Origin of the sequence: Pectobacterium polaris, from assembly GCF_002307355.1 — a bacterium.
Taxonomy (GTDB): Bacteria; Pseudomonadota; Gammaproteobacteria; order Enterobacterales; family Enterobacteriaceae; genus Pectobacterium; species Pectobacterium polare.
Genome location: NZ_CP017481.1, coordinates 813,612 through 835,612 on the forward strand (window position 1 = coordinate 813,612; position 22,001 = coordinate 835,612).

Annotated in this window: 17 protein-coding genes and 4 tRNA genes; 2 read left to right on the top strand and 19 right to left on the bottom strand. The window is 52.8% G+C overall.

Annotation, left to right across the window (positions count from 1 at the left end):
- Window positions 1-114: 114 nt before the first annotated feature.
- The 18 genes from BJJ97_RS03655 to trxA form a co-directional block, all read right to left on the bottom strand.
- A tRNA-Pro gene (locus tag BJJ97_RS03655) sits at window positions 115-191 on the bottom strand.
- Window positions 192-233: 42 nt separating this feature from the next.
- Window positions 234-320 (bottom strand) — tRNA-Leu (locus tag BJJ97_RS03660).
- Between the two features lie 42 nt (window positions 321-362).
- Window positions 363-438 (bottom strand) — tRNA-His (locus tag BJJ97_RS03665).
- Between the two features lie 122 nt (window positions 439-560).
- A tRNA-Arg gene (locus BJJ97_RS03670) sits at window positions 561-637 on the bottom strand.
- 139 nt (window positions 638-776) lie between these two features.
- Window positions 777-2,168 carry a bifunctional threonine/serine APC transporter ThrP gene (gene thrP, locus BJJ97_RS03675; RefSeq protein ID WP_095700874.1) on the bottom strand — a complete coding sequence of 464 codons (1,392 nt, stop codon included), beginning with the start codon at window positions 2,166-2,168 and terminating at the stop codon, window positions 777-779.
- A 306-nt stretch (window positions 2,169-2,474) separates the two neighbouring features.
- On the bottom strand, window positions 2,475-3,224 hold the full coding sequence (gene wecG, locus BJJ97_RS03680; protein WP_095700875.1) for a lipopolysaccharide N-acetylmannosaminouronosyltransferase: 750 nt from the start codon (window positions 3,222-3,224) through the stop codon (window positions 2,475-2,477).
- Entirely contained in the window at window positions 3,221-4,609 is a 1,389-nt protein-coding gene (wzyE, locus tag BJJ97_RS03685) for an ECA oligosaccharide polymerase (protein WP_095993101.1), read from the bottom strand. The genes wecG and wzyE overlap by 4 nt, the downstream gene beginning before the upstream one ends.
- Entirely contained in the window at window positions 4,606-5,691 is a 1,086-nt protein-coding gene (locus BJJ97_RS03690) for a TDP-N-acetylfucosamine:lipid II N-acetylfucosaminyltransferase (RefSeq protein WP_095993102.1), read from the bottom strand. Before BJJ97_RS03690 ends, wzyE begins: the two co-directional genes overlap by 4 nt.
- Complete coding sequence (gene wzxE / locus BJJ97_RS03695) at window positions 5,688-6,938, bottom strand: lipid III flippase WzxE (protein WP_095993103.1); 1,251 nt, start codon at window positions 6,936-6,938, stop codon at window positions 5,688-5,690. The genes BJJ97_RS03690 and wzxE overlap by 4 nt, the downstream gene beginning before the upstream one ends.
- 1 nt (window position 6,939) lies before the next feature.
- Window positions 6,940-8,070 (bottom strand): dTDP-4-amino-4,6-dideoxygalactose transaminase, encoded by a 1,131-nt coding sequence (gene rffA / locus BJJ97_RS03700; protein ID WP_039492900.1) that lies wholly within the window; start codon window positions 8,068-8,070, stop codon window positions 6,940-6,942.
- A gap of 4 nt (window positions 8,071-8,074) precedes the next feature.
- On the bottom strand, window positions 8,075-8,806 hold the full coding sequence (wecD, locus tag BJJ97_RS03705) for a dTDP-4-amino-4,6-dideoxy-D-galactose acyltransferase (protein WP_095993104.1): 732 nt from the start codon (window positions 8,804-8,806) through the stop codon (window positions 8,075-8,077).
- Window positions 8,807-8,873: 67 nt separating this feature from the next.
- Window positions 8,874-9,947 (bottom strand): dTDP-glucose 4,6-dehydratase, encoded by a 1,074-nt coding sequence (gene rffG / locus BJJ97_RS03710; protein WP_193438348.1) that lies wholly within the window; start codon window positions 9,945-9,947, stop codon window positions 8,874-8,876.
- Window positions 9,938-11,200 (bottom strand): UDP-N-acetyl-D-mannosamine dehydrogenase, encoded by a 1,263-nt coding sequence (wecC, locus tag BJJ97_RS03715; protein ID WP_095993105.1) that lies wholly within the window; start codon window positions 11,198-11,200, stop codon window positions 9,938-9,940. The genes rffG and wecC overlap by 10 nt, the downstream gene beginning before the upstream one ends.
- Window positions 11,201-11,411: 211 nt before the next feature.
- Window positions 11,412-12,530, bottom strand: coding sequence for a non-hydrolyzing UDP-N-acetylglucosamine 2-epimerase (wecB, locus tag BJJ97_RS03720; protein WP_029367259.1), 1,119 nt, complete (start codon window positions 12,528-12,530; stop codon window positions 11,412-11,414).
- Between the two features lie 56 nt (window positions 12,531-12,586).
- A complete protein-coding gene (wzzE, locus tag BJJ97_RS03725) occupies window positions 12,587-13,633 on the bottom strand; it encodes an ECA polysaccharide chain length modulation protein (protein WP_095993106.1) in 1,047 nt (348 codons plus the stop codon).
- Window positions 13,634-13,654: 21 nt separating this feature from the next.
- Window positions 13,655-14,752 (bottom strand): UDP-N-acetylglucosamine--undecaprenyl-phosphate N-acetylglucosaminephosphotransferase, encoded by a 1,098-nt coding sequence (gene wecA / locus BJJ97_RS03730; protein WP_095700882.1) that lies wholly within the window; start codon window positions 14,750-14,752, stop codon window positions 13,655-13,657.
- Between the two features lie 207 nt (window positions 14,753-14,959).
- On the bottom strand, window positions 14,960-16,219 hold the full coding sequence (gene rho / locus BJJ97_RS03735) for a transcription termination factor Rho (protein ID WP_010283881.1): 1,260 nt from the start codon (window positions 16,217-16,219) through the stop codon (window positions 14,960-14,962).
- 494 nt (window positions 16,220-16,713) lie between these two features.
- Entirely contained in the window at window positions 16,714-17,040 is a 327-nt protein-coding gene (trxA, locus tag BJJ97_RS03740; RefSeq protein WP_010283883.1) for a thioredoxin TrxA, read from the bottom strand.
- Between the two features lie 118 nt (window positions 17,041-17,158).
- Here trxA and rhlB point away from each other — a divergent pair, with 118 nt between their 5' ends.
- Complete coding sequence (gene rhlB / locus BJJ97_RS03745; RefSeq protein ID WP_095993107.1) at window positions 17,159-18,448, top strand: ATP-dependent RNA helicase RhlB; 1,290 nt, start codon at window positions 17,159-17,161, stop codon at window positions 18,446-18,448.
- A gap of 6 nt (window positions 18,449-18,454) precedes the next feature.
- Window positions 18,455-19,951, top strand: coding sequence for an exopolyphosphatase (gene ppx / locus BJJ97_RS03750; protein ID WP_095993108.1), 1,497 nt, complete (start codon window positions 18,455-18,457; stop codon window positions 19,949-19,951).
- Window positions 19,952-19,973: 22 nt separating this feature from the next.
- On the opposite strand, the gene rep is transcribed toward ppx, so the two are convergent.
- Entirely contained in the window at window positions 19,974-21,995 is a 2,022-nt protein-coding gene (gene rep / locus BJJ97_RS03755; protein ID WP_095993109.1) for a DNA helicase Rep, read from the bottom strand.
- Window positions 21,996-22,001 lie beyond the last annotated feature (6 nt).

Sequence of the window (22,001 nt, forward strand, 5' to 3'; positions counted from 1 at the left end):
TCGCAGGGAACAACAACGTCTTGTCGGGTTGATAAATCCGACAAGGCTTTCGCCAGAGAAGGCAAAGTACAAACGAAAAAAAAGCACATCTTTCGATGTGCTTTTCTTTTTAATTGGTCGGCGAGAGAGGATTCGAACCTCCGACCCACTGGTCCCAAACCAGTTGCGCTACCAAGCTGCGCTACTCGCCGAATGTACTGCTTTTTTGAACATCACTGATGTTCTTGTTTGTGTGGTGCGAAGAGAGGGACTTGAACCCTCACGTCCGTAAGAACACTAACACCTGAAGCTAGCGCGTCTACCAATTCCGCCACCTTCGCATAACTCACAAACAGTCAATCAACTACTCTAGTTGCAAAATCTGGGGTGGCTAATGGGACTCGAACCCACGACAACTGGAATCACAATCCAGGGCTCTACCAACTGAGCTATAGCCACCATCACCACACTTTACATCAACTACTTATTACGCGGTACTTCCTTTTCACGGGATACTTTCTTTACGAAAAAAAGTGTACCACCGCAGCTCTTGCACACAACATACTTCATACAGAATATAATGGTGCGCCCGACAGGATTCGAACCTGAGACCTCTGCCTCCGGAGGGCAGCGCTCTATCCAGCTGAGCTACGGGCGCTTAGCGCCGTTGCGGGGCGGGATATTACGGGCTTAGCGACTGGCTGTCTAGTGCTTTTTTATCGAAATGATGCGTTTGATTATGATTTGCTCATTCCAAGCTAAATAACACACAGTTCCGCCCTTCCCGCCCCCAAATACTACGATTTACCCTCTGTCAGCGACGTTTTTTTGCCCAGTCCCAGTGCGAAATAACACAGGCTGACCACGGCTAAAAAGGCGACACCGACCAATAAAGACATCCGCGTATCGATATTGATGTACATTCCCACCAGCACACACAGCAAAAATGCCATCGTCAGGTAGTTTACCCACGGGAACAATACCGATTTAAACGGATGTGTGGCCAGCGCAGCACGATGCTGTTCACGAAAACGCAACTGGCTGATTAACACCACAAACCACGGCACCATACCCGGCAGCACGCTGGCGCTATAAACATACACAAACACTTTTTCTGGGTTAGGAATGATGTAGTTCAACACCGACCCAGCCATCAGGCAAAGAATAGAAATCATGACGCCTGCCGCAGGTACGCCACTAGCCGTCACTTTACCCAACCAGGCAGGGAGCTGGCGGTTGTTGGCCAGCGAATACAGCATACGTCCACAGCTATACATGCCACTGTTGCAGCCGGACAGCGCGGCCGTCAGCACCACAAAGTTGATGATCCCTGCCGCTGCGGTGATACCAATCTTCGCAAATGTCATCACGAACGGACTGCCGGACGTGCCGATTTCATTCCAGGGGAAAATCGTGACGATAACGAAGATCGCGCCCACATAGAAAATCAGGATGCGCCACAGAATGTTGTTGATCGCGCGCTTCAGCGTCACCTGCGGATTTTTCGCCTCGCCCGCCGTAATGCCGACCAGCTCCACGCCCTGATAAGACGCCACGACCAGACAGAGTGCGAACAGCAGACCTTTCCAGCCTCCCGCGAGGAAACCGCCGTGTTCGGTCAGGTTACTAAATCCAGTCGCCTGACCGTGGTTACCAAAGCCGAAGAAGATAATGCCAACACCGACGACAATCATCACGACAATGGTGGTGATTTTTATCATCGCGAACCAGAATTCGATTTCGCCATACAGTCTTACCGCCGCAAGGTTTGCGCCCGCGACCAGCGCAACGGCGGCAATGGCCGGTAGCCATTGCGGCAAATCGGGGAACCAATACTGGACATAGACGCCAATGGCGGTAATTTCCGAAATCCCGACCGCCATCCACATAAACCAGTAGCCCCATGCGGTGAGATAACCGAAAAAGGGACTCATGTATTTATGCGCGTAGACGGCAAAGGATCCCGCAACCGGCTCTAGAAACAGCATTTCGCCCATTGAACGCATGATGAAGAAAACGAAGATCCCAGCGACAATATAGGCCAGCAATACTGACGGCCCTGCCCACTTCAGCGCGCTAGCCGCGCCCATAAACAGCCCGACGCCGATCGTGCCACCCAGCGCAATCAGCTCAATGTGCCGGGCTTCCAACCCCCGATGGAGTTTTTCCTGCTTTACATCTTCTGCCATATATCCTCTGTCTTTATGTTGTGCTTATCCCGGCTGCTGCCGGTTATTGTTCTTATTTCAGAAATACTGCCGACTACCGATGAGGAAGAACGTACCCTTGCCCCAAATTAGCGGCATGAAAATACCGTAATGTGGGTTTGAATAACACATCAGGGATGACGAATACGCCAAAGATAGAATTCTGTATTTCTGATTGGCTAGAAAACAGACAATTAAAATCGAATAGGAATAAGAAGTCAGATTTATATACTGCAGGGAAAGATAACGGAGAAAAGTTGGCGCGTTTAACGCGCCAATTCAATGAAGCTACAGGCGACCGCTGTAGTGATAGGCGACATATTTCAACAGCTTAAACTGCCGAAAAATACGGCTCGGCTGTGACAGCAAACGATACAGCCATTCCAACCCTAAGTTTTGCCACACGAGCGGGGCGCGCTTCACATGTCCGGTAAAGACGTCATACGTTCCCCCCACGCCCATATACAGCGCATCGGGATAGTGGTGACGACAGTCGCGCATCAGAATTTCCTGTCGTGGCGACCCCATCGCAACAGTGACAATTTGCGCACCGCTGGCGCGGATACGTTCGAACAGCGCATCGCGCTGTTCTGGCGTAAAATAGCCATCCTGACTGCCGACAATATTCACGTTCCACTGCGCCCGCAGCTTCGCTTCCGTTTGTGCCAGCACGTCAGGTTTGCCGCCCACCAGAAAGACCGGCGTTCCCTCCTCGCCCGCTCGTTCCATTAGCGCTTCCCACAGGTCAGCCCCCGCAACTCGCGTGACATCAGCCTGCGGGTACTTGCGTCGAATGGAGCGTACGATACTGATGCCGTCCGCATACTTGTACTCAGCGCGATCGAGCAACGCACGCAGCGCTACGTCTTTTTCCGCCGTTAGCACTTTCTCAGCGTTAATCGCGACGAGCGTGCCCGTTTCAACCCGCTCGCCCGCAAACAGGTAATCAACAAACTGCGCCATATTGCGAAAACCGTGAATGGGCAAACCACGAATGGTATACAGAGGAATGGTCTCTGTGGTTTTTAACGCTGTCATACCTGCTCCTTTATCACAGGATCCACGGTGTTGGGTGTCGGCGCGAGCGGCGTGGCACGCATACGCATCAGACGCTGCCGGATGAGTCCGGCGCTTTCCAGCAGCCAATAGAGCAGCTTGGCAACCAGCAGACACAGACCAAATACCAGACAGAAAAACACCACACGTGAAACAAAAGAATCGACGCCTTCACGCGTCAGCACAATAATATTGAACACCGCCCCGAAGCAGAACGCCTGCAAAATAGCGGATTTATAGCGATTGCTGTCGTTCTTCCCTAACTCGTACACCCAGTCGAACCATTTGATAACCAGCCCTACCGCAATCGCGCCGAGCGGGATAAACAGCACGCCGCCCATCACCACCAGCGAGCCCAACAGCGTGGGGGAAATCGCCAGTCCAGAGCGATTATTCAACACTTCCCAGGTGAAATAGTTCGCACTGTTTAACACCAGATTCGGACGATCCGGCCATAGCCAGGAAGGAATAAAGACGTAGAAATCACGGGCAATCGGTGCCAGCCCCTGGAATTCAATCTTGTCGTAGTTCTGCCACAGCAGCGCCAGATTTTCCCAGGGCGAGAAGGTGTCGCGGGTTAAATAGAGGAACGTATAAAAGGCGTAATCACCGCTGACATCCAGCCCATAACGCTTCAGCGCCAGCCAGAACATCCCGACAATCCCGAACGCACCAGCCGCAACCAGCATCCAGAGCGTAATCCAGCCTCGCACAATGCCAATAAACAGAAATAGAGCGAAGGCGATAATCACATTCGCACGCGTTCCGCCCACAATCACATACGTCAGCATCCCAAACGCGACCGTTCCGATGAGGAACATTATCCAAGCACGCTGCGTCTGCCGCAGGAAATACACTACCAGCATCGCCGGAATGAAGAAGTAGAAGAAGCGTTTCAACGCCACGCCGGACACATCGCTGGAGAATATCTGGCTGTAAGAATTTAGCTTAAACAACAAGAAGCCATTGTTGAGGAAGAAAATACCGACGGTGGCGACCGCAATCAACGCCAGCAGCAGCCAGGTCAGATTGGCTTCAACCCGGTTCACCGTCAGGAGTGGCTTACGCGGCGTGGAAGCTTTCTGGCGTAACCGCGTCTTATAGCTGACGTAATAGATCGCATAGAACGCCGTCGCAGACAGCATCGCCTGAAGCAGGAACTGCACGGGAACCACTTCAACGCCAAAGCGGAATACCAGTACGCAGGTAAACGGAAAACCAAAATAGAATGTTAATAAATAGAGCAGGGAAAACAGCACGTTAAAATTAAAACGTACCCGCCGAAACTCCATCCAGGTCAGGCTCAGGATAAAGATGACTGAAATCAGGTAGACGGCAAACAGCCCACCAAATTGCCCCAGCGTCATGTTGGTTCTCCCGCTGCCAACGCCAGCGCATCGCGCCAGCCTTGCAGATAATTGGGATTAAAGAACGCAATCTGGTGCTTATCGACTGATGCCAATTGGCGCTGCGCTTCACGTACCAGCGCTTCATCCAACTCGTCACCGTAAAACAGCACGGGCAGCCCTTGTTCCGTCAGATCCTGCCAGAACGGATTTTGTCGGCTGATCACGAACGGCACGCCAAACTGAATCAGCAGACATAACGTCCCGATTCCCTGCTGGCGATCGAAAATAAAATAGCCCAAATCGCAGGTGCGCAGCATGTTGAGATAATCATCAAATGCCAGTTGGTCTTTTAGCAGTTGGAAATTTTTCACGCCAAACAGCGCCAAACCGTCCTTTTCCACCTGCGCGATGTAGGACTCGTTATTCGCAGGGTAGCCCATCGGCACAATGACCCGCACATTTTTCCCGAACTGCTTGTGAATCGCCCGCAGCGCTTCCTGATGGCGATTCGTGCGATCGCCAGAATTGCCGACCAGAATCGTCATCGGCCCTGCCAGCGGTTTATCCACCTGCATGCCCGTTAGCGCCGGATTCATTCGCGTTGGGAAGTACAGCAATGACGTCGGCACGCGAGGTGAACGCTGCTGATACCACGCCAGATCGCCACGCGTGGCAAACACGTGTCCGACACGCTTTTGCGCCATACGCCGCAGCAGATAAAACAGGCGATACTTCAGGCTACTCGCTTCTTCATACAAATCCGCGCCCCAAACGTGCCAGTAAACCTGCTCGGATTTGATTTTTCCGCTCAGCAACGCCAGCCACAGCGTGGGATTAAACTGCCCATGCAGGAAAAAGCGCATCTTACGATTCGCTTTGGCTCTGGCGATGACTGCCTCAGCCAGCGTTTTCTTATCCACGCAGGTTTCGACACGCAGCGCGGGAAAATCAGCCGATGAAATGCCGTCGTGAGCAGCCACGATAAAATGCCGAATCTGCTGTTCGGGGAATTCCGTCGCCAGTACGTCGTTAAAAAAACGTAAAACGGTCTGGTTATGATGCGGGATGTCAGATCCCAATACATGAATCAGTGTCGTCATGCTCGCCTACGGTAAATAATGAATACGCAACAACAAAGCAAAAAATAGACCAGGTAGGTTGCCATATAGGCCTGCGCCGCACCTTGTGCGCCATAAAGCGGAATCAGCCAGTGGGAAAACCCGGTCAGCAGGAGAAACTGGCTCACTTCCGTGAGCAGATAAAAGCGCAGCGCCGCTTTCGCAATGACAAGATAGCCAAAGACGTAAGCGCCCACTTTCATTACATCGCCTACCAATTGCCAAACGAAGAGATCTCGCATTGCCGTGAACTCGCTGGAGAACAGCAGCCAGATGGCAAAATCTCGCAGCAGCCACACACAAAAGCTAACGCCTGCCACAACGGGCAGCACAAACTTCAGCGAGCGAACAATCTCCTGCGACAACGCGGCTTTATCCGTCAGACGCGAGAGTGTCGGCAACAAATACACGGTAAAGGAGGCAGTAATGAATTGCAGATAAGCATCGGAAATACTGCTGACGCCCTGCCAAATACCCACTTCATCCCAGCTGTAATGTGCCGCCAGCAGGTTACGCATCATGATGTACGCAACGGGCAGCGTCACCGCCGTCATCAACGCCATTAACGTGAACTTGCCCAACTGCCCGGCAATCGCACGATCCCACGCGGGTTTCAGCGATATCAGCGAGAGCGGCGTGCGCCGATATAGCATGATGCCTGCTGGAATCACCAGCAGCGCGGGCACCAACGCCAGCCCGGCCAGTGCGCCAACATAGCCGCCCAGTTGCAGACAGAGCCAAAAGGCTGCCAGCCCAATCAGACTGCCGCCGATCACAGCCAGCGCATTGCCTATCGCATCCCGATAGCCCTTGAGAATCGCCAGAAACAGGTTGGCGTAAGCGATACCCATCTGGATAAACGCCAGCGCACGCACCACATCGCGATAGTCATCATGCCCAAACAGCAGAGTGGCGACAGGCGTTGCGGCAGTAAGAAAAAGAATCGCTAGCAGCGTGGAGAAGCCCAGCACCAGCGTGACTGACGTTCCGAGCAGCGGCCTCAACCGTTCCGGTTGCTGCTGATACTCCGCGACGTATTTGGTGACGCCGTTGAAGATCCCCGCACCGGCCAACACGCCCAGAACCGTAATAAGCTGACGGAAATTCCCTGCCATCCCCACGCCGCTGGGGCCAAACATGACCGCCAGCAGTTTGACGACAACCAGCCCCGCGCCGATTTTTATCAGCGTAGAGCCTGCCGTCCATATCGATGCTTTCGCCAACGACATATCAGGAGAAGAAGCTCAGAATGGTATTAATCACCGTCCGCTGATTGACGTCTGACAGGTTGTAGAACAGCGGTAAACGTACCAACCGTTCGCTTTCCTGCGTGGTGTAGCGATCTTCACCGGAGAAACGACCGAAGTTCAGACCGGCTGGGCAACTGTGCAGCGGGATATAATGAAAGACCGTCATAATTTCGGCTTCTTTCATGTAATTGATAAACGCACTGCGGTCATCCTGATCGCGCAGTTTGATATAAAACATGTGCGCGTTGTGAATCCCATTGGCAGGCACGGTCGGCAGGGTAATACGCCCGGCATCGGCCAGCGATTTGAATGCCGCGTAGTAGTTCTGCCACAGTTTCAGACGACGCTCGTTGATCGGCCGCGCCGCTTCCAACTGTCCCCAAAGATAGGCAGCCTGAATATCCGCCATCAGGTAGCTTGAACCGATATCACGCCAGGTGTATTTGTCCACCTGCCCACGGAAGAACTGGCTGCGGTTGGTGCCTTTTTCACGGATGATTTCCGCACGCTCCACCAGCCTTGCGTCATTAATCAGCGTGGCTCCGCCCTCACCGCCCGAGGTGTAGTTCTTGGTTTCGTGAAAACTGAAGCAGCCAATATGGCCGATAGAGCCCAGAACGCGGCCTTTGTAGCTCGACATTACGCCCTGCGCGGCATCTTCCACGACATATAAATCGTATTTCTTCGCCAGAGCCATAATCGCGTCCATCTCGCAGGCCACGCCCGCGTAGTGAACCGGCACGATAATGCGCGTCTTTTCCGTAATGGCGGCTTCGATCTTCGTTTCGTCAATGTTCATGGTATCCGGGCGGATATCGACAAACACGATCTTCGCACCGCGCAGCACAAAGGCGTTGGCGGTAGAAACGAAGGTATAGCTCGGCATGATCACTTCATCGCCGGGCTTAACGTCCAGCAATATCGCAGCCATTTCCAGCGACGCGGTGCAGGAAGGCGTGAGCAGGACTTTTTTGCTGCCGGAATAATGTTCCAGCCATTGCTGACAACGGCGGGTAAAGCCACCATCGCCGCACAATTTGCCGCTGCTCATGGCAGCCTGCATATAATCCAGTTCCGTACCGACAATCGGTGGCGCGTTAAATGGAATCATGTGATCACCTGTATAACCAATACGCCGTGCTCTCAATCATGGCACCACGGCGAAGATAAAGACGAAGCGCCGCCACGTTGCTAACCTGTGTCGCGACCCGAAGACATATCAACTCTTGTTGTCGGCACCACGTTTCCGCCAGCGCCATCAGCTGTGAACCAATGCCCCGTACGGTAACACCCGGCCAAACGCCCAGTAGCCCGATGCGGGCATCCGAGTCATTCACTCTGCGTAACGTGACCCAGCCTTGTGGGTTGCCAGCGGCGTCTTCCACCAGCAAACAGCAGTGGTCGAACGTACCGCGCACGGCATTCTCAATCCACTGCGCATAGAAACGCCCGCTATCCTCCGGTTGATACCACGGAGAACGGAAACGGCTCAGCGCAAAAACACGTGACGCAGCGTCCCTCAGTGCAGGGATATCGTCGGGTGTGGCTTCACGCCAGCGCGGTAGCGGCGTAACAATCGTAGCCCGTTGCAGCGGCAGACTGAGATCGACCTCGCCTTCCACCAATCGAAAACCTAGATCGGCAAGCGCATCTGCCAGCACCAGATTGTCCGCTGCGATTTTAGCCTGCGTCAGCGTAAATGCGTTCAGCGCATCGAGCTTCAACGCAGGCGCAGATGGCGAAAAATTCAGCTTACCGCTGTCAATCTGGAAGAATTCGCTCTCCCAGCCCAGCGGTTCAACCGTGGCGCGAATCTCTCCCTTTCCAATTGATATCGGATGGATCATCGTTTCGCTCCTTTCTTTTCCGCCATCTGGTTTTCCAACTTCCGGTTTGCCAACGTCTGACACGGGTTTAGTCGTTCAACCCTAAACGCTCGCCGGTATAAGAACCATCCTGCACGCTGCGCCACCATTTTTCGTTATTCAGATACCAACTGACGGTTTTTCTCATGCCCGTCTCAAACGTTTCTTCTGGACGCCAGCCCAGCTCACGTTCAATTTTCCCGGCATCGATCGCATAGCGCATGTCGTGGCCTGGGCGGTCTTTCACGTAGGTGATGAGATCGCGGTAATGCGCTACACCAGCAGGCTTATTCGGCGCCAGCTCTTCCAGCAGCGCACAAATGGTCTGCACCACTTCAATGTTTTTACGCTCGTTGTGACCACCGATGTTGTACGTCTCGCCGATTTCGCCTTCCGTCACCACTTTGTACAGTGCGCGAGCGTGGTCTTCGACAAACAGCCAGTCACGGATTTGCGCGCCGTCACCGTAAACCGGTAACGGTTTGCCCGCGACCGCATTCAGGATCACCAGCGGAATCAGCTTCTCTGGGAAATGGTAAGGACCGTAGTTGTTCGAGCAGTTGGTGATAACCGTCGGGAACCCGTAGGTGCGCAGCCAGGCGCGAACAAGGTGGTCGCTGGAGGCTTTCGATGCGGAATAAGGGCTGCTTGGCGCATAAGGCGTGGTTTCTGTAAACAGATCATCCGTCCCGTGCAGATCGCCAAACACTTCATCGGTGGAGATATGGTGAAAACGGAATGCACGCTTGTCCGCATCAGCTAAGTTCTGCCAATAGTGACGTGCTGCTTCCAGCATCGTATAGGTGCCGACAATATTGGTTTCGATAAACGCTGCTGGGCCATCGATAGAGCGATCGACGTGGCTTTCTGCCGCCAAATGCATCACCAGCGCAGGCTGGTAAGCCGTAAAGACACGGTCCAGTTCAGCACGATCGCAGATATCAACCTGCTCGAACGCGAAGCGTGAGCTATCAGCGACGGGTGCCAGCGAAGACAGGTTGCCCGCATAGGTCAGTTTATCGACAACAACAACGCTGTCCTGCGTTTCCGTCAGAATGTGTCTGACCAACGCCGAACCAATAAACCCTGCGCCACCGGTAATTAAAATACGTTTCAACGCCATACTCCTTTGGTATCAATAACCCACTGTTGTTTTACATCATCTGGGTTAATCGCTTTAAACTGACGGTGATCGACCAGCATCACCAGCACATCGGCTTCTTTTAATGCACTGCTGGTATCGACCAGTTTTACCTGCCCGGCCAACACGGACGGCAGGTGTTTGACATTCGGTTCGACGGCTAACGTCACGCCAGTGTTCCACTGTGCAATCATGGACGTAATCCCTACCGCTGGGCTTTCACGCAGATCGTCAATATCAGGCTTGAACGCCAGCCCAAAGCAGGCCACCGTAACCTCGCTGGCACGTTTATCCGTTTGCGCCAGATAATCCGCCACGGCCGCTTTTACGCGATCCACCACCCAGAGCGGTTTGCCATCGTTCACCAGTCTCGCGGTATGAATTAACCGAGCCTGCTGCGGATTCTGCGCCACGATAAACCAAGGGTCGACCGCAATACAGTGCCCGCCGACGCCAGGGCCGGGTTGCAGGATATTGACGCGGGGATGGCGGTTTGCCAATCGGATAAGTTCCCATACGTTAATGTTTTGTTCGGCACAAATCAGCGAGAGCTCATTGGCGAACGCAATATTGACGTCGCGGAAGCTGTTTTCCGTCAGCTTGCACATTTCGGCGGTGCGAGAGTTAGTAACCACACACTCACCTTCGAGGAAGATTTTGTACAGTTCGCTCGCACGAGCAGAGCACACTGGGGTCATGCCGCCAATGACGCGATCGTTTTTAATCAGCTCGACCACGACCTGCCCCGGCAGCACACGTTCAGGACAATAGGCAATGTTGATATCCGCCGTTTCTCCAACCTGCTGCGGAAACGTCAAATCCGCGCGCGCATCGGCCAGCCACTCGGCCATTTGCTCGGTTGCACCCACGGGGGATGTCGATTCTAAAATCACCAGATCGCCTTTCTTCAGCACGGGCGCGATGGACGCCGCAGCCGCCTGAACGTAGGCCAGATCCGGTTCGTGATCGCCTTTGAAGGGGGTAGGAACGGCGATCAGGAAAGCATCGGCTGGCACAGGCTTTGTCAGCGCCTGAAGGTAACCATTTTCAACTGCCACTTTGACCAACGCATCCAGATCGGGCTCGACGATATGGATTTCGCCGCGATTAATGGTTTCGACCGCCAGTTTGTTCACATCGATACCGATGACTTTTTTCTGGCGCGACGCAAACGCCGCAGCAGTGGGTAAACCGATGTAGCCTAAACCGATTACGGAAATGGTAGTAAAGCTCATAGTGTCACCATAATTATTTCTCGGATACTGATATCGGATACTGATAGATGCATTGAGCGGTGATAATGGATAGATCGTAAAGACGCTGTGAATACATCCCTGTACGCTCGGATTGCGCCATCCATGGCGCAAACGCTTTACTCTTCTATTCCATTATCACCGTTTGCATTCTGTAAATCGGGCCGTCACATGACGACGTTTAAAATCGCTCCTAGCGATTTTTTAAAGCATCAACGATGCGTTGACAGGCTTGACCATCACCATAAGGATTGTGGGCACGGCTCATTGCCTGATACGCCTCTTCATCCGTCAACAGCATAGATACCGCATCGACAATGCTGGTTACTTCTGTCCCTACCAGCTTGACCGTACCGGCTTCAACCGCCTCCGGCCGTTCTGTCGTATCACGCATCACCAATACAGGCTTGCCTAACGACGGCGCTTCTTCCTGAATGCCGCCAGAGTCGGTCAAAATCATGTAAGACCGATTCATCAGATACACGAAAGGCAGATAGTCCTGCGGCGCAATCAGCATCACATTATCAATGCCGCTCAGGATGCGATTCACCGGTTCACTGACGTTAGGGTTCAGATGGACCGGATACACAATTTGTACTTCGGGGTGTCGACGGGCGATGTCGGCCAGCGCGCTGCAAATGCGCTCGAAGCCGCCGCCAAAACTTTCGCGGCGGTGTCCGGTAACCAGAATCAGCTTCTTGTTATCGTCTAAAAAGGCATATTTCTCGTCGAGGCTGCGGCGTAGCGCGGCATCCCCGAGAATACGATCGCGCACCCAGAACAGCGCATCAATCACCGTATTACCCGTCACAAAAATATGCCGGTCAGACAGATGCTCACGCAGTAAATTTTGGCGGGAATTTTCCGTTGGGGCGAAATGATACATCGCCAAATGTCCGGTCAGTTTACGGTTAGCCTCTTCCGGCCAGGGCGAGTACAGATTGCCAGTACGCAATCCCGCTTCTACATGGCCGACGGGGATACGCTGATAAAAAGCCGCCAGACTGGTTGCCAACGTCGTGGTGGTATCGCCGTGCACCAACACCAGGTCGGGTTTGAACTCCGCCATAACGGGTTCAAGTCCCGATAAAATCCGGCAGGATATCTCACTAAGTCCCTGTCCCGGTCGCATAATATCCAGATCGTAATCCGGCGTAATGTCGAACAAACGCAGCACCTGATCCAGCATCTCCCGGTGCTGGGCTGTTACGCAAATTCTCGATTCAAAGGCTCCATCCTGAGCCAAGGCATGAACCAGCGGCGCCATTTTTATGGCTTCTGGCCGGGTGCCGAAAACTGTCAATACTTTCACATTGAATCTCTTTAATCAGGTTAGACGCTGACGCTCACTGAGCATCAGCAAGCTGGTTAGCGCGGACGACGAGCCAAGGCAACACCCGCCCCAACGAGCGCACCAATCGCACCCCACATCACCATCAGGAATGCCCGGCGCGGGCTGTCGCGCTTCACCGGTTCTTCCGGCGTACGCAAATAACGATATGTCTGGAAACTGCCCTCAAGCGTTGGGCCGACGTTCAGCGTCGCCAACATCGCGCGATTTTGATCGTAATCCAGTTCATAGTGCGGGCCGCTGGTCTGCAACGTTTCCAGTCGGGCTTGAAGCATCGGCCTGCCAAGCAGGAACATTTCTGATGCGGGGATTTCGTCTGCTGGCGTATCCGTCTGGCTACGGCTAATACCTTGCTGTTGTGCGATTTTCAGTGCCAGTTCAAGGCTGCGGACTTCGCGATCGTAAATCGCTTTTGCTACCGCTTCCTGACGTTTGATCTGCGACTTCATGAAAATGGTTCTGGCAGCCCAAGCACCCTTGATCTCTTCATTCAGGTGGCTGGCTGCACGCTGGCTGGCAAAAACCACGTACTGACGAAGCAACGTATTGGAATCCGCAGAGGTTTCCGCCACCAGCTTCACAGAATCATTGGTTTTTTTCCCGCTGTCGCGCGGCGTAAACTGAATGTTGTTAACCAGTTCATCCAGCAGAGCCGCATCAGCTTTTCCATCACCTTCCAGACGCTGCTTATAATAGTCAGTCTGTAACCAGAAATCGCGGCGGGTATCATAGGCCGCTAATTGCATGATGAATTCGTCATAAGCATCAGCCGAAATAGACGGTTGCTCTGGCTGAGGCGTGGAAAAAGAGCGGGCGTCGAGATTACGCAGGAATTGCTGCTGCGAATAATACCCGCCCAGCATATTGACCGTCGGCTTGTCAGTAATCGCTGTCGCGCTCCACTCCTGTTTAACAAGATAGGAATAGCCTAATGCCACAATGGCAAAAAGCAGGCCGATCGCTATCGGCCATACCTTTCCACGCCACAGCAGGCGAAATAAACCACGTATATCCAATTCGTTATCAATCAACGCATTCCCGGTAGACAAGTTCTCTGATTTCATTACTTCCCCAAAATTATTTGGTCAGGATGACTGCTTTTGCTCATCAGAATGCCGCATACGGCGTTTGATTCGCTTGATAAAACGGGCGACCCGCCATGCTCGTTTCAGGCAGTAGCCATACAGTAGAAATGCAAGCAAGAATAATGCCAACATGAACCATTCGGGTATGAAAAAGAAATATTCTCCCAACACACCGACCGCTGCCAACAAGGCGGCAGCAAGCGTAATCAGCACAAACGCCTGACGGGAAGAAAAGCCAGCCCGCATCATTAAATGATGGATATGCTGTCGGTCAGGCGAGAACGGGCTCATCCCTTTACGCAAGCGCCGATACATAATGGCGATCATATCAATCAGCGGGATAGCGATAATCCACAGTGCCGTAACCGGGTTAATCGGATGCTGCGGACCTTGCGTCGTTTGAATCAGGAGCCAGATAGCGGTGAAGCCAATCATCGTGCTACCCGCATCGCCCATGAAGACCTTGTAGCGTGAGCCAAACACGCCGAGGTTAAGCAGAATATAAGGCAACGTCGCCGCAATCATGGCGAAACACCACAATGCCAGATTCGTGTGGCCGCTCAGGTACAGCAAAATACCCATCGCCCCAAATGAGACGCTGGACAATCCGCCGAGTAATCCATCGATCCCGTCGACCATATTGAACGCATTGATCGCCGCCCAAACCGCAAACAGCGTGACCAGATAGCCAAACGGCCCCAGCCCCATCTGCCATGGGCCAAAAATGTATCCCAGGTTGTGTATCGTCAAGCCAGCAAAAGCCATCATCACTACGGCGACAAACGCCTGCACAACGGCACGAATTTTCACGCTGATATCAAAACGATCGTCCAGCATGCCTATAAACACCAGCACACCCGCGCACATCAGATAAAGACGGAAGTTGGGGATATATTGATCGGTAATAAAGTAGGTAAAACAGATACCCGCATACACGGAAATACCGCCAACCAGAGGCACAAGGCCCCGATGGCGTTTACGGTAGTTGGGACGATCGACAAGCCCTATTTTACCCGCAATGCTGCGAGCAAAAAAAAGAAAGCCCAGAGAAAACAAGAAAATAAATAGTAGTTCGGTACTCATAGTGAGTAAGTTCACCGTTAACAGCTCCGCTGTAGCTGCTCAGTATAGACTCGGTTTACGCCTTATATCCTATCGCCCACCCTGATCGCCAGTACAAATTGACGTGATAACCGCAGCTTCCCAGTAGAAAGCCCCTTCACATCTGACCAATTGGGGGATAAAAAAACGCCACGACCCAGCGTGGCGTTCCCCGAGTTATCCGTAATGGATGAACGCCCGGATTTATGAACGTTTCATCATATCGAAGAATTCATCGTTGGTTTTCGTCATCGCCAACTTGTTGATGAGGAATTCCATCGCGTCGATCTCACCCATTGGGTGGATGATCTTGCGTAGAATCCACATCTTCTGCAATTCTTCAGAGGTAGTAAGAAGTTCTTCTTTACGCGTACCGGAACGGTTGTAATCAATCGCCGGGAACACGCGTTTTTCTGCGATTTTACGCGCCAGGTGCAGTTCCATATTACCTGTACCTTTAAATTCTTCGTAAATCACTTCGTCCATCTTAGAACCGGTATCAACCAGCGCGGTGGCGATGATGGTCAGGCTACCGCCTTCCTCAACGTTACGCGCCGCACCGAAGAAACGCTTCGGACGATGCAAGGCGTTGGCATCCACACCACCCGTCAACACTTTGCCCGAAGCCGGAACCACGGTGTTGTAGGCACGCGCCAGACGCGTAATGGAGTCCAGCAGGATGATAACGTCTTTCTTATGCTCAACCAGACGCTTCGCTTTTTCGATCACCATTTCGGCAACCTGAACGTGACGGGAAGCAGGTTCGTCAAACGTTGACGCAACAACTTCGCCTTTCACCAGACGTTGCATCTCGGTAACTTCTTCCGGACGTTCGTCAATCAGCAGCACCATCAGCACGCAGTCAGGATGGTTGTAAGCGATGCTCTGCGCGATGTTCTGCAGCAGCATGGTTTTACCCGCTTTTGGCGGTGCAACGATCAGACCACGTTGGCCACGGCCGATCGGCGAAGCCAGATCCAGCACACGCGCCGTCAGATCTTCTGTCGAACCGTTACCACGTTCCATACGCAGACGAGAGTTTGCGTGCAGCGGCGTTAAGTTTTCGAACAGGATCTTGTTGCGGGCGTTTTCAGGTTTGTCGTAGTTGACTTCGTTAACTTTCAGCAGCGCAAAGTAGCGTTCACCCTCTTTCGGCGGACGAATTTTGCCAGAAATGGTGTCACCAGTGCGAAGGTTAAAACGGCGGATTTGGCTGGGAGAAACGTAGATATCATCGGGGCCTGCGAGGTAGGAGCTGTCTGCGGAGCGGAGAAAGCCGAAGCCATCCTGCAATATCTCCAGCACACCATCGCCGAAAATATCCTCGCCGCTTTTGGCATGCTGTTTCAGAATAGCGAAGATAATATCCTGTTTGCGCATGCGGGCCTGGTTTTCCAGTCCCATATTTTCGCCAAGAGTAATTAACTCAGAAACTGGCGTATTCTTTAATTCGGTAAGATTCATAGTGGTGGGTTCTTTAACTCGGGGTAAATCTCGAACTATAACGTGAATGGTATGGCAGGATCATCCGTGCCTCTATAACAGCCTTCGACCACCGGATTCCTGTCTGGTTTCACACCTGAAGCGCATTAAATCCGCGCAAAACAACATCCGCATAAACGATATCCGCATAAATCAACGGCAGGAGATCGAAGACACATAAAACCAATTATTGTAAAACTAGCAGACTGCCCAAATCGGATCACAAACGTGTTGTAAAACAATCGTCTTGTAGAACAATTACCTTGTAAAACAACGATTTTTTCGATTTCGACACAGAATAATGCTTTAGACTCTAACTTTCAGGCTTAAGCCTAAGGGCTTAAACATAGGCAAGTACGATATGCAGTGATGAAGAATCTAACATGCTTCCCGACGAGCGGCAAGCAGTCAATATGAGAATTGCATATTGCCCAATTGCGCCCGCCGGCGACACCCTTTTTAGGGTATCAAGCTAATTACAGATTTGCCGTCAGGAACTCTTTCAGTTGCCCTTTGGACAGCGCGCCGACTTTCGTCGCAGCGACTTCGCCGTTTTTAAACAGCAGCAGAGTAGGGATACCACGAATACCATATTTCGGCGCAGTAGCCGGATTTTCATCAATGTTCAGCTTGGTAACCGTCAGTTTACCTTCAAACTCTTCGGCAATTTCATCCAGAATAGGAGCGATCATTTTGCAAGGACCACACCACTCAGCCCAGAAATCAACCAAGATAGCGCCCTCAGCTTGCAATACTTTCGTGCCGAAGCTGTCATCAGTCAGGTGAATTATTTTATCGCTCATATTTTACTCCGCAGGATTATTTCTACCTTGTTGGTGTAGCATTAACCAACAACGGCTTGACTTTATTTCACCGGATACGCTTTCGTAAAGCAATAGTTAGCTGATATTCTACCACACTATGAGCAAAACACACTTAACTGAACAGAAGTTTTCCGACTTCGCCCTGCACCCGCAGGTTATTGAAGCTCTTGAAAGTAAAGGGTTTCATAACTGTACGCCTATTCAGGCGTTAGCTCTGCCATTGGCTCTGTCAGGGCGTGATGTTGCGGGTCAGGCGCAAACCGGTACCGGCAAGACGCTGGCTTTTCTTGCGTCTACTTTCCATTATCTGCTTTCACACCCTGCAAATGCAGAGCGTCAGACCAACCAGCCACGTGCTTTAATTATGGCACCAACCCGTGAACTGGCTGTCCAGATTCACTCTGATGCAGAAGCGCTGTCTCATGCAACTGGGCTAAAATTAGGTTTAGCCTACGGTGGCGACGGCTACGACAAACAGCTTAAAGTGCTGGAAAGCGGCGTTGATATTCTGATCGGCACCACCGGTCGCCTGATCGACTACGCCAAACAGAACCATATTAATCTCGGTGCGATTCAGGTTGTCGTGCTGGACGAAGCCGATCGCATGTACGATCTTGGCTTCATCAAAGACATTCGCTGGCTATTCCGCCGCATGCCCGCAGCGGCACAGCGCCTGAACATGCTCTTTTCCGCTACGCTCTCCTACCGAGTGCGTGAACTCGCGTTTGAACAGATGAATAACGCCGAGTATGTGGAAGTCGAACCGGAACAGAAAACCGGCCACCGTATTACAGAAGAACTGTTTTACCCGTCCAACGAAGAAAAAATGCGCCTGCTCCAAACGCTGCTGGAAGAAGAGTGGCCGGACCGCTGCATTATTTTCGCGAATACCAAGCATCGCTGCGAAGACGTCTGGGGCCATCTGGCTGCCGACGGCCATCGCGTTGGGCTGCTGACGGGCGACGTCGCGCAGAAAAAACGTCTGCGTATTCTGGAAGAATTTACTCAGGGTAATCTGGATATTCTGGTGGCAACGGACGTTGCAGCACGCGGTTTGCATATTCCTTCTGTGACCCACGTTTTCAACTACGATCTGCCGGATGACTGCGAAGACTACGTTCACCGTATTGGTCGTACGGGCCGTGCGGGACAAAGCGGATTCTCTATCAGCCTGGCCTGTGAAGAGTACGCGCTGAATCTCCCGGCTATCGAAACCTATATCGGTCACGGTATCCCAGTCAGCAAATACAACAGTGACGCGCTGATGAATGATTTACCTGCGCCGAAGCGTTTAACGCGTCCACCGCGTTCCAATAATGGCCCGCGCCGACACAATGCGCCGCGCCGCAGCGGAGCGCCCCGTAATAACCGTAAACGAGCGGAATAACCGTCGATGCTGAGCTCTTCTTCACTTTACGCTGCCATCGATCTCGGCTCGAACAGCTTCCATATGCTGGTCACCCGGGAAACCGCAGGCAGCATTCAGACGCTGGCGAAAATAAAGCGTAAAGTCCGCCTTGCGGCAGGGCTGGATAAACAGAATCGGCTCTCGCAGGAAGCGATGCAGCGTGGCTGGCAGTGTCTACAACTGTTCTCCGAACGGTTGCAGGACATTCCGCAGGATCAGGTGCGCGTCGTCGCTACTGCAACCCTGCGGCTGGCAACGAACGCTGATGAGTTTCTGCAACGGGCTCAGGAAATTCTGGGCTTGCCGATTCAGGTTATCAGCGGTGAAGAAGAAGCACGCTTGATTTATCAAGGCGTGGCACATACGACAGGCGGCCCAGATGCGCGTCTGGTCGTGGATATTGGCGGTGGCAGTACCGAACTGGCAACGGGAATCGGCGCAAAAACGACCCAGTTGATCAGCCTCCCGATGGGATGCGTAACGTGGCTGGATCGCTATTTCAGCGACCGCAATCTGGAAGCCGGTAACTTTGAACGCGCTGAACAGGCGGCACGTGAAATGCTGCGTCCTGTCGCGGCTTCTCTGCGCGAACAGGGCTGGCAAATCTGCGTCGGTGCTTCCGGCACAGTTCAGGCGCTACAAGAAATTATGGTCGCGCAGGGAATGGATGAATACATTACTCTGCCGAAGCTCAGACAGCTTAAAGAGCATGCGATTCAGTGCGATAAGCTGGAAGAATTAGAAATTGATGGCCTGACGCTGGAACGCGCGCTGGTTTTCCCCAGCGGATTAGCCATTCTACTGGCGATCTTCCAGGAGCTCGACATCAAAACGATGACGCTGGCCGGAGGCGCGCTGCGTGAAGGGCTGGTCTATGGCATGCTGCATCTGCCCGTCGATCAGGATATTCGTCACCGCACGTTAGCGACGCTGCAACGCCGTTATCTGCTGGATACCGAACAGGCTAAACGCGTCAGTGCGTTGGCGGACAACTTTCTACAACAGGTTGCCCGTGACTGGCAGTTAGATAGTCGATGTCGCGAGTTACTGCGCAGCGCCTGTCTGGTACACGAAATCGGTTTGAGCATCGATTTTCGCCAATCGCCCCAGCATGCAGCCTATTTGATTCGTCATAGCGATCTCCCCGGCTTTACACCCGCCCAGAAAAAGCTGTTAGCCACACTCCTGCAAAACCAGATTAACCCTGTCGATTTAATGCCGCTCAGTCAGCAAAATGCGCTACCAGTCAATCAGGCACAGCGCCTGTGCCGCCTGTTGCGTCTGGCGATTATTTTTGCCAGCCGCCGCCGCGATGACACGCTGCCAGCAGTACGGTTGCGCGTAGAAGGCGAAGCGTTGCGCTTGATTCTGCCCGCTGGCTGGCTGGCTCAGCACCCGTTACGGACAGAAATGCTGGAACAGGAAAGCCGCTGGCAGAGCTACGTACACTGGCCGCTAATGCTGGAAGAAACTCCAGCTTAATAAGCACATAGGGGAGCTCGCTTTATTCCCCTTTTGCTTTCGCCAACATAGCCCGGATACTGGCGACGTTCGTCTGACCTTTCTGCATACGTTCTTGTGCGCTAACCACTTTTCTTTCCGTTTCCCACACCACATCATCCTGCGGCAGTTCAAGCAAGAAGCGACTCGGTTCGGGGCGCACCAACTCGCCATACTGGCGGCGTTCTTTGCACAATGTGAAGAACAGTTCGCGCTGAGCACGCGTAATCCCCACGTAGGCCAGACGGCGCTCTTCGTCGACGTTATCTTCATCAATGCTGCTTTGGTGCGGCAACAGACCTTCTTCCATCCCAACCAAAAAGACGTACGGGAATTCGAGTCCTTTGGACGCATGCAACGTCATTAGCTGGACCTGATCCAGTTCCTCTTCACTCTCACCACGTTCCATCATGTCCCGCAGCGTGAAACGCGTTACCACCTGCGTCAGCGTCATCGGTTCATCCAGATCGGATCCTTCCAGCATTTCCGTCATCCAACTGAATAGCTGATTGACGTTCTTCATCCGCATTTCTGCGGCTTTTGGGCTGGGTGAGGTTTCATACAGCCAGCTTTCGTAGTCCAGCCCATGAATCAGGTCTCGCACGGCGGCGACCGGTTCACGCTCTGCCAGACGGGCAATCTCCGCCAGCCACTGGGTAAACCGCTGCAGGGATTCCAGCCCACGACCGGTCAGAGACTGGCTCAGCCCGAGATCAAAACTCGCACTGAACAGGCCTTTATTGCGCTGCCCTGCCCACTCGCCTAGCTTCTTCATCGTCGCCGGGCCAATCTCACGCTTAGGCGTGTTCACAATGCGTAAGAACGCGCTGTCGTCTTCTGGGTTGGTCAGTACGCGTAAGTAGGCCAGTAAATCTTTGATTTCAGGTCGAGAGAAAAACGACGTGCCACCGGAGATACGATATGGAATACGGTTCTGCATCAGCATCTTTTCAAACAGACGCGATTGATGGTTGCCACGATACAAAATGGCATAGTCGCCGTACTGGGTCTTTTTAATAAAGTGATGGGCAATCAGCTCACCAACGACCCGCTCCGCTTCGTGATCTTCGTTGTTGGCTGTAATCACTTTGAGTTCATCACCGTAACCCAGCTCCGAGAACAGACGCTTTTCAAAGACGTGCGGGTTATTGGCGATAAGAATATTGGCTGCTTTCAGAATACGCCCGGACGAGCGGTAGTTTTGTTCCAGCTTGATCACGTCAAGCGCGGGGAAATCCTGCTGTAGCAATACCAGATTCTGCGGTCGCGCGCCGCGCCAGGAGTAAATAGACTGATCGTCATCGCCTACGACGGTAAAACGCGCGCGGGTGCCAACCAGCAACTTAACCAACTCATACTGGCTGGTGTTGGTGTCCTGATATTCATCCACCAGCAGGTAGCGTAAGCGGTTCTGCCAACGTTCACGCACCTCAACATTCCGCTTTAGCAACAGTGTAGGCAGCAAAATCAGATCGTCGAAGTCCAGCACGTTACAGGCGCGCAGGTGGTCGTGGTAGAGCGAGTAGCAATGCACAAACAGCTTATCGCGTTCGGAGCGAGCGGTTGCTGCCGCACCGGCAGGATCGATCAGATCGTTTTTCCAGTTTGAGATCGTCGAAATCAGCTGTTGCAGCAAAACCTTATCGTTTTCCAGCCACTGTTCCGTTAGCTCTTTCAGCAGCGCCATCTGGTCCTGATCGTCAAACAATGAGAAATTAGATTTCATGCCCAACGCGACGTATTCACGTTTGATGATCTCCAGCCCCAACGTATGGAAGGTTGCGATCATCAGCCCACGCGTTTCTTTACGCCCCAGCGTTTGCGCCACGCGCTCTTTCATCTCACGCGCCGCTTTGTTGGTAAACGTCACGGCGGCAATGTGCTTAGCCTGATAGCCACACTGGCGAATAAGGTGCGCGATTTTGTTGGTGATAACGCGGGTCTTGCCTGAACCTGCGCCCGCCAGCACCAGGCAGGGTCCGGTGACAAATTCGACGGCGTGTTGTTGGCTGGGGTTTAAGCGCATAACGAT

Excerpts from the sequence above, each read along its gene's own strand:
- BJJ97_RS03690 (WP_095993102.1), bottom strand. The coding sequence starts at position 5,691 with ATGACGACACTGATTCATGTATTGGGATCTGACATCCCGCATCATAAC.
- wzxE (WP_095993103.1), bottom strand. The coding sequence starts at position 6,938 with ATGTCGTTGGCGAAAGCATCGATATGGACGGCAGGCTCTACGCTGATA.
- trxA (WP_010283883.1), bottom strand. The coding sequence starts at position 17,040 with ATGAGCGATAAAATAATTCACCTGACTGATGACAGCTTCGGCACGAAA.
- thrP (WP_095700874.1), bottom strand. The coding sequence starts at position 2,168 with ATGGCAGAAGATGTAAAGCAGGAAAAACTCCATCGGGGGTTGGAAGCC.
- rffA (WP_039492900.1), bottom strand. The coding sequence starts at position 8,070 with ATGATTCCATTTAACGCGCCACCGATTGTCGGTACGGAACTGGATTAT.
- wzzE (WP_095993106.1), bottom strand. The coding sequence starts at position 13,633 with ATGAAATCAGAGAACTTGTCTACCGGGAATGCGTTGATTGATAACGAA.
- ppx (WP_095993108.1), top strand. The coding sequence starts at position 18,455 with ATGCTGAGCTCTTCTTCACTTTACGCTGCCATCGATCTCGGCTCGAAC.
- wecG (WP_095700875.1), bottom strand. The coding sequence starts at position 3,224 with ATGACAGCGTTAAAAACCACAGAGACCATTCCTCTGTATACCATTCGT.
- rhlB (WP_095993107.1), top strand. The coding sequence starts at position 17,159 with ATGAGCAAAACACACTTAACTGAACAGAAGTTTTCCGACTTCGCCCTG.
- rho (WP_010283881.1), bottom strand. The coding sequence starts at position 16,219 with ATGAATCTTACCGAATTAAAGAATACGCCAGTTTCTGAGTTAATTACT.
- rep (WP_095993109.1), bottom strand. The coding sequence starts at position 21,995 with ATGCGCTTAAACCCCAGCCAACAACACGCCGTCGAATTTGTCACCGGA.
- wecD (WP_095993104.1), bottom strand. The coding sequence starts at position 8,806 with ATGATCCATCCGATATCAATTGGAAAGGGAGAGATTCGCGCCACGGTT.
- wecC (WP_095993105.1), bottom strand. The coding sequence starts at position 11,200 with ATGAGCTTTACTACCATTTCCGTAATCGGTTTAGGCTACATCGGTTTA.
- rffG (WP_193438348.1), bottom strand. The coding sequence starts at position 9,947 with ATGGCGTTGAAACGTATTTTAATTACCGGTGGCGCAGGGTTTATTGGT.
- wzyE (WP_095993101.1), bottom strand. The coding sequence starts at position 4,609 with ATGACGCTGGGGCAATTTGGTGGGCTGTTTGCCGTCTACCTGATTTCA.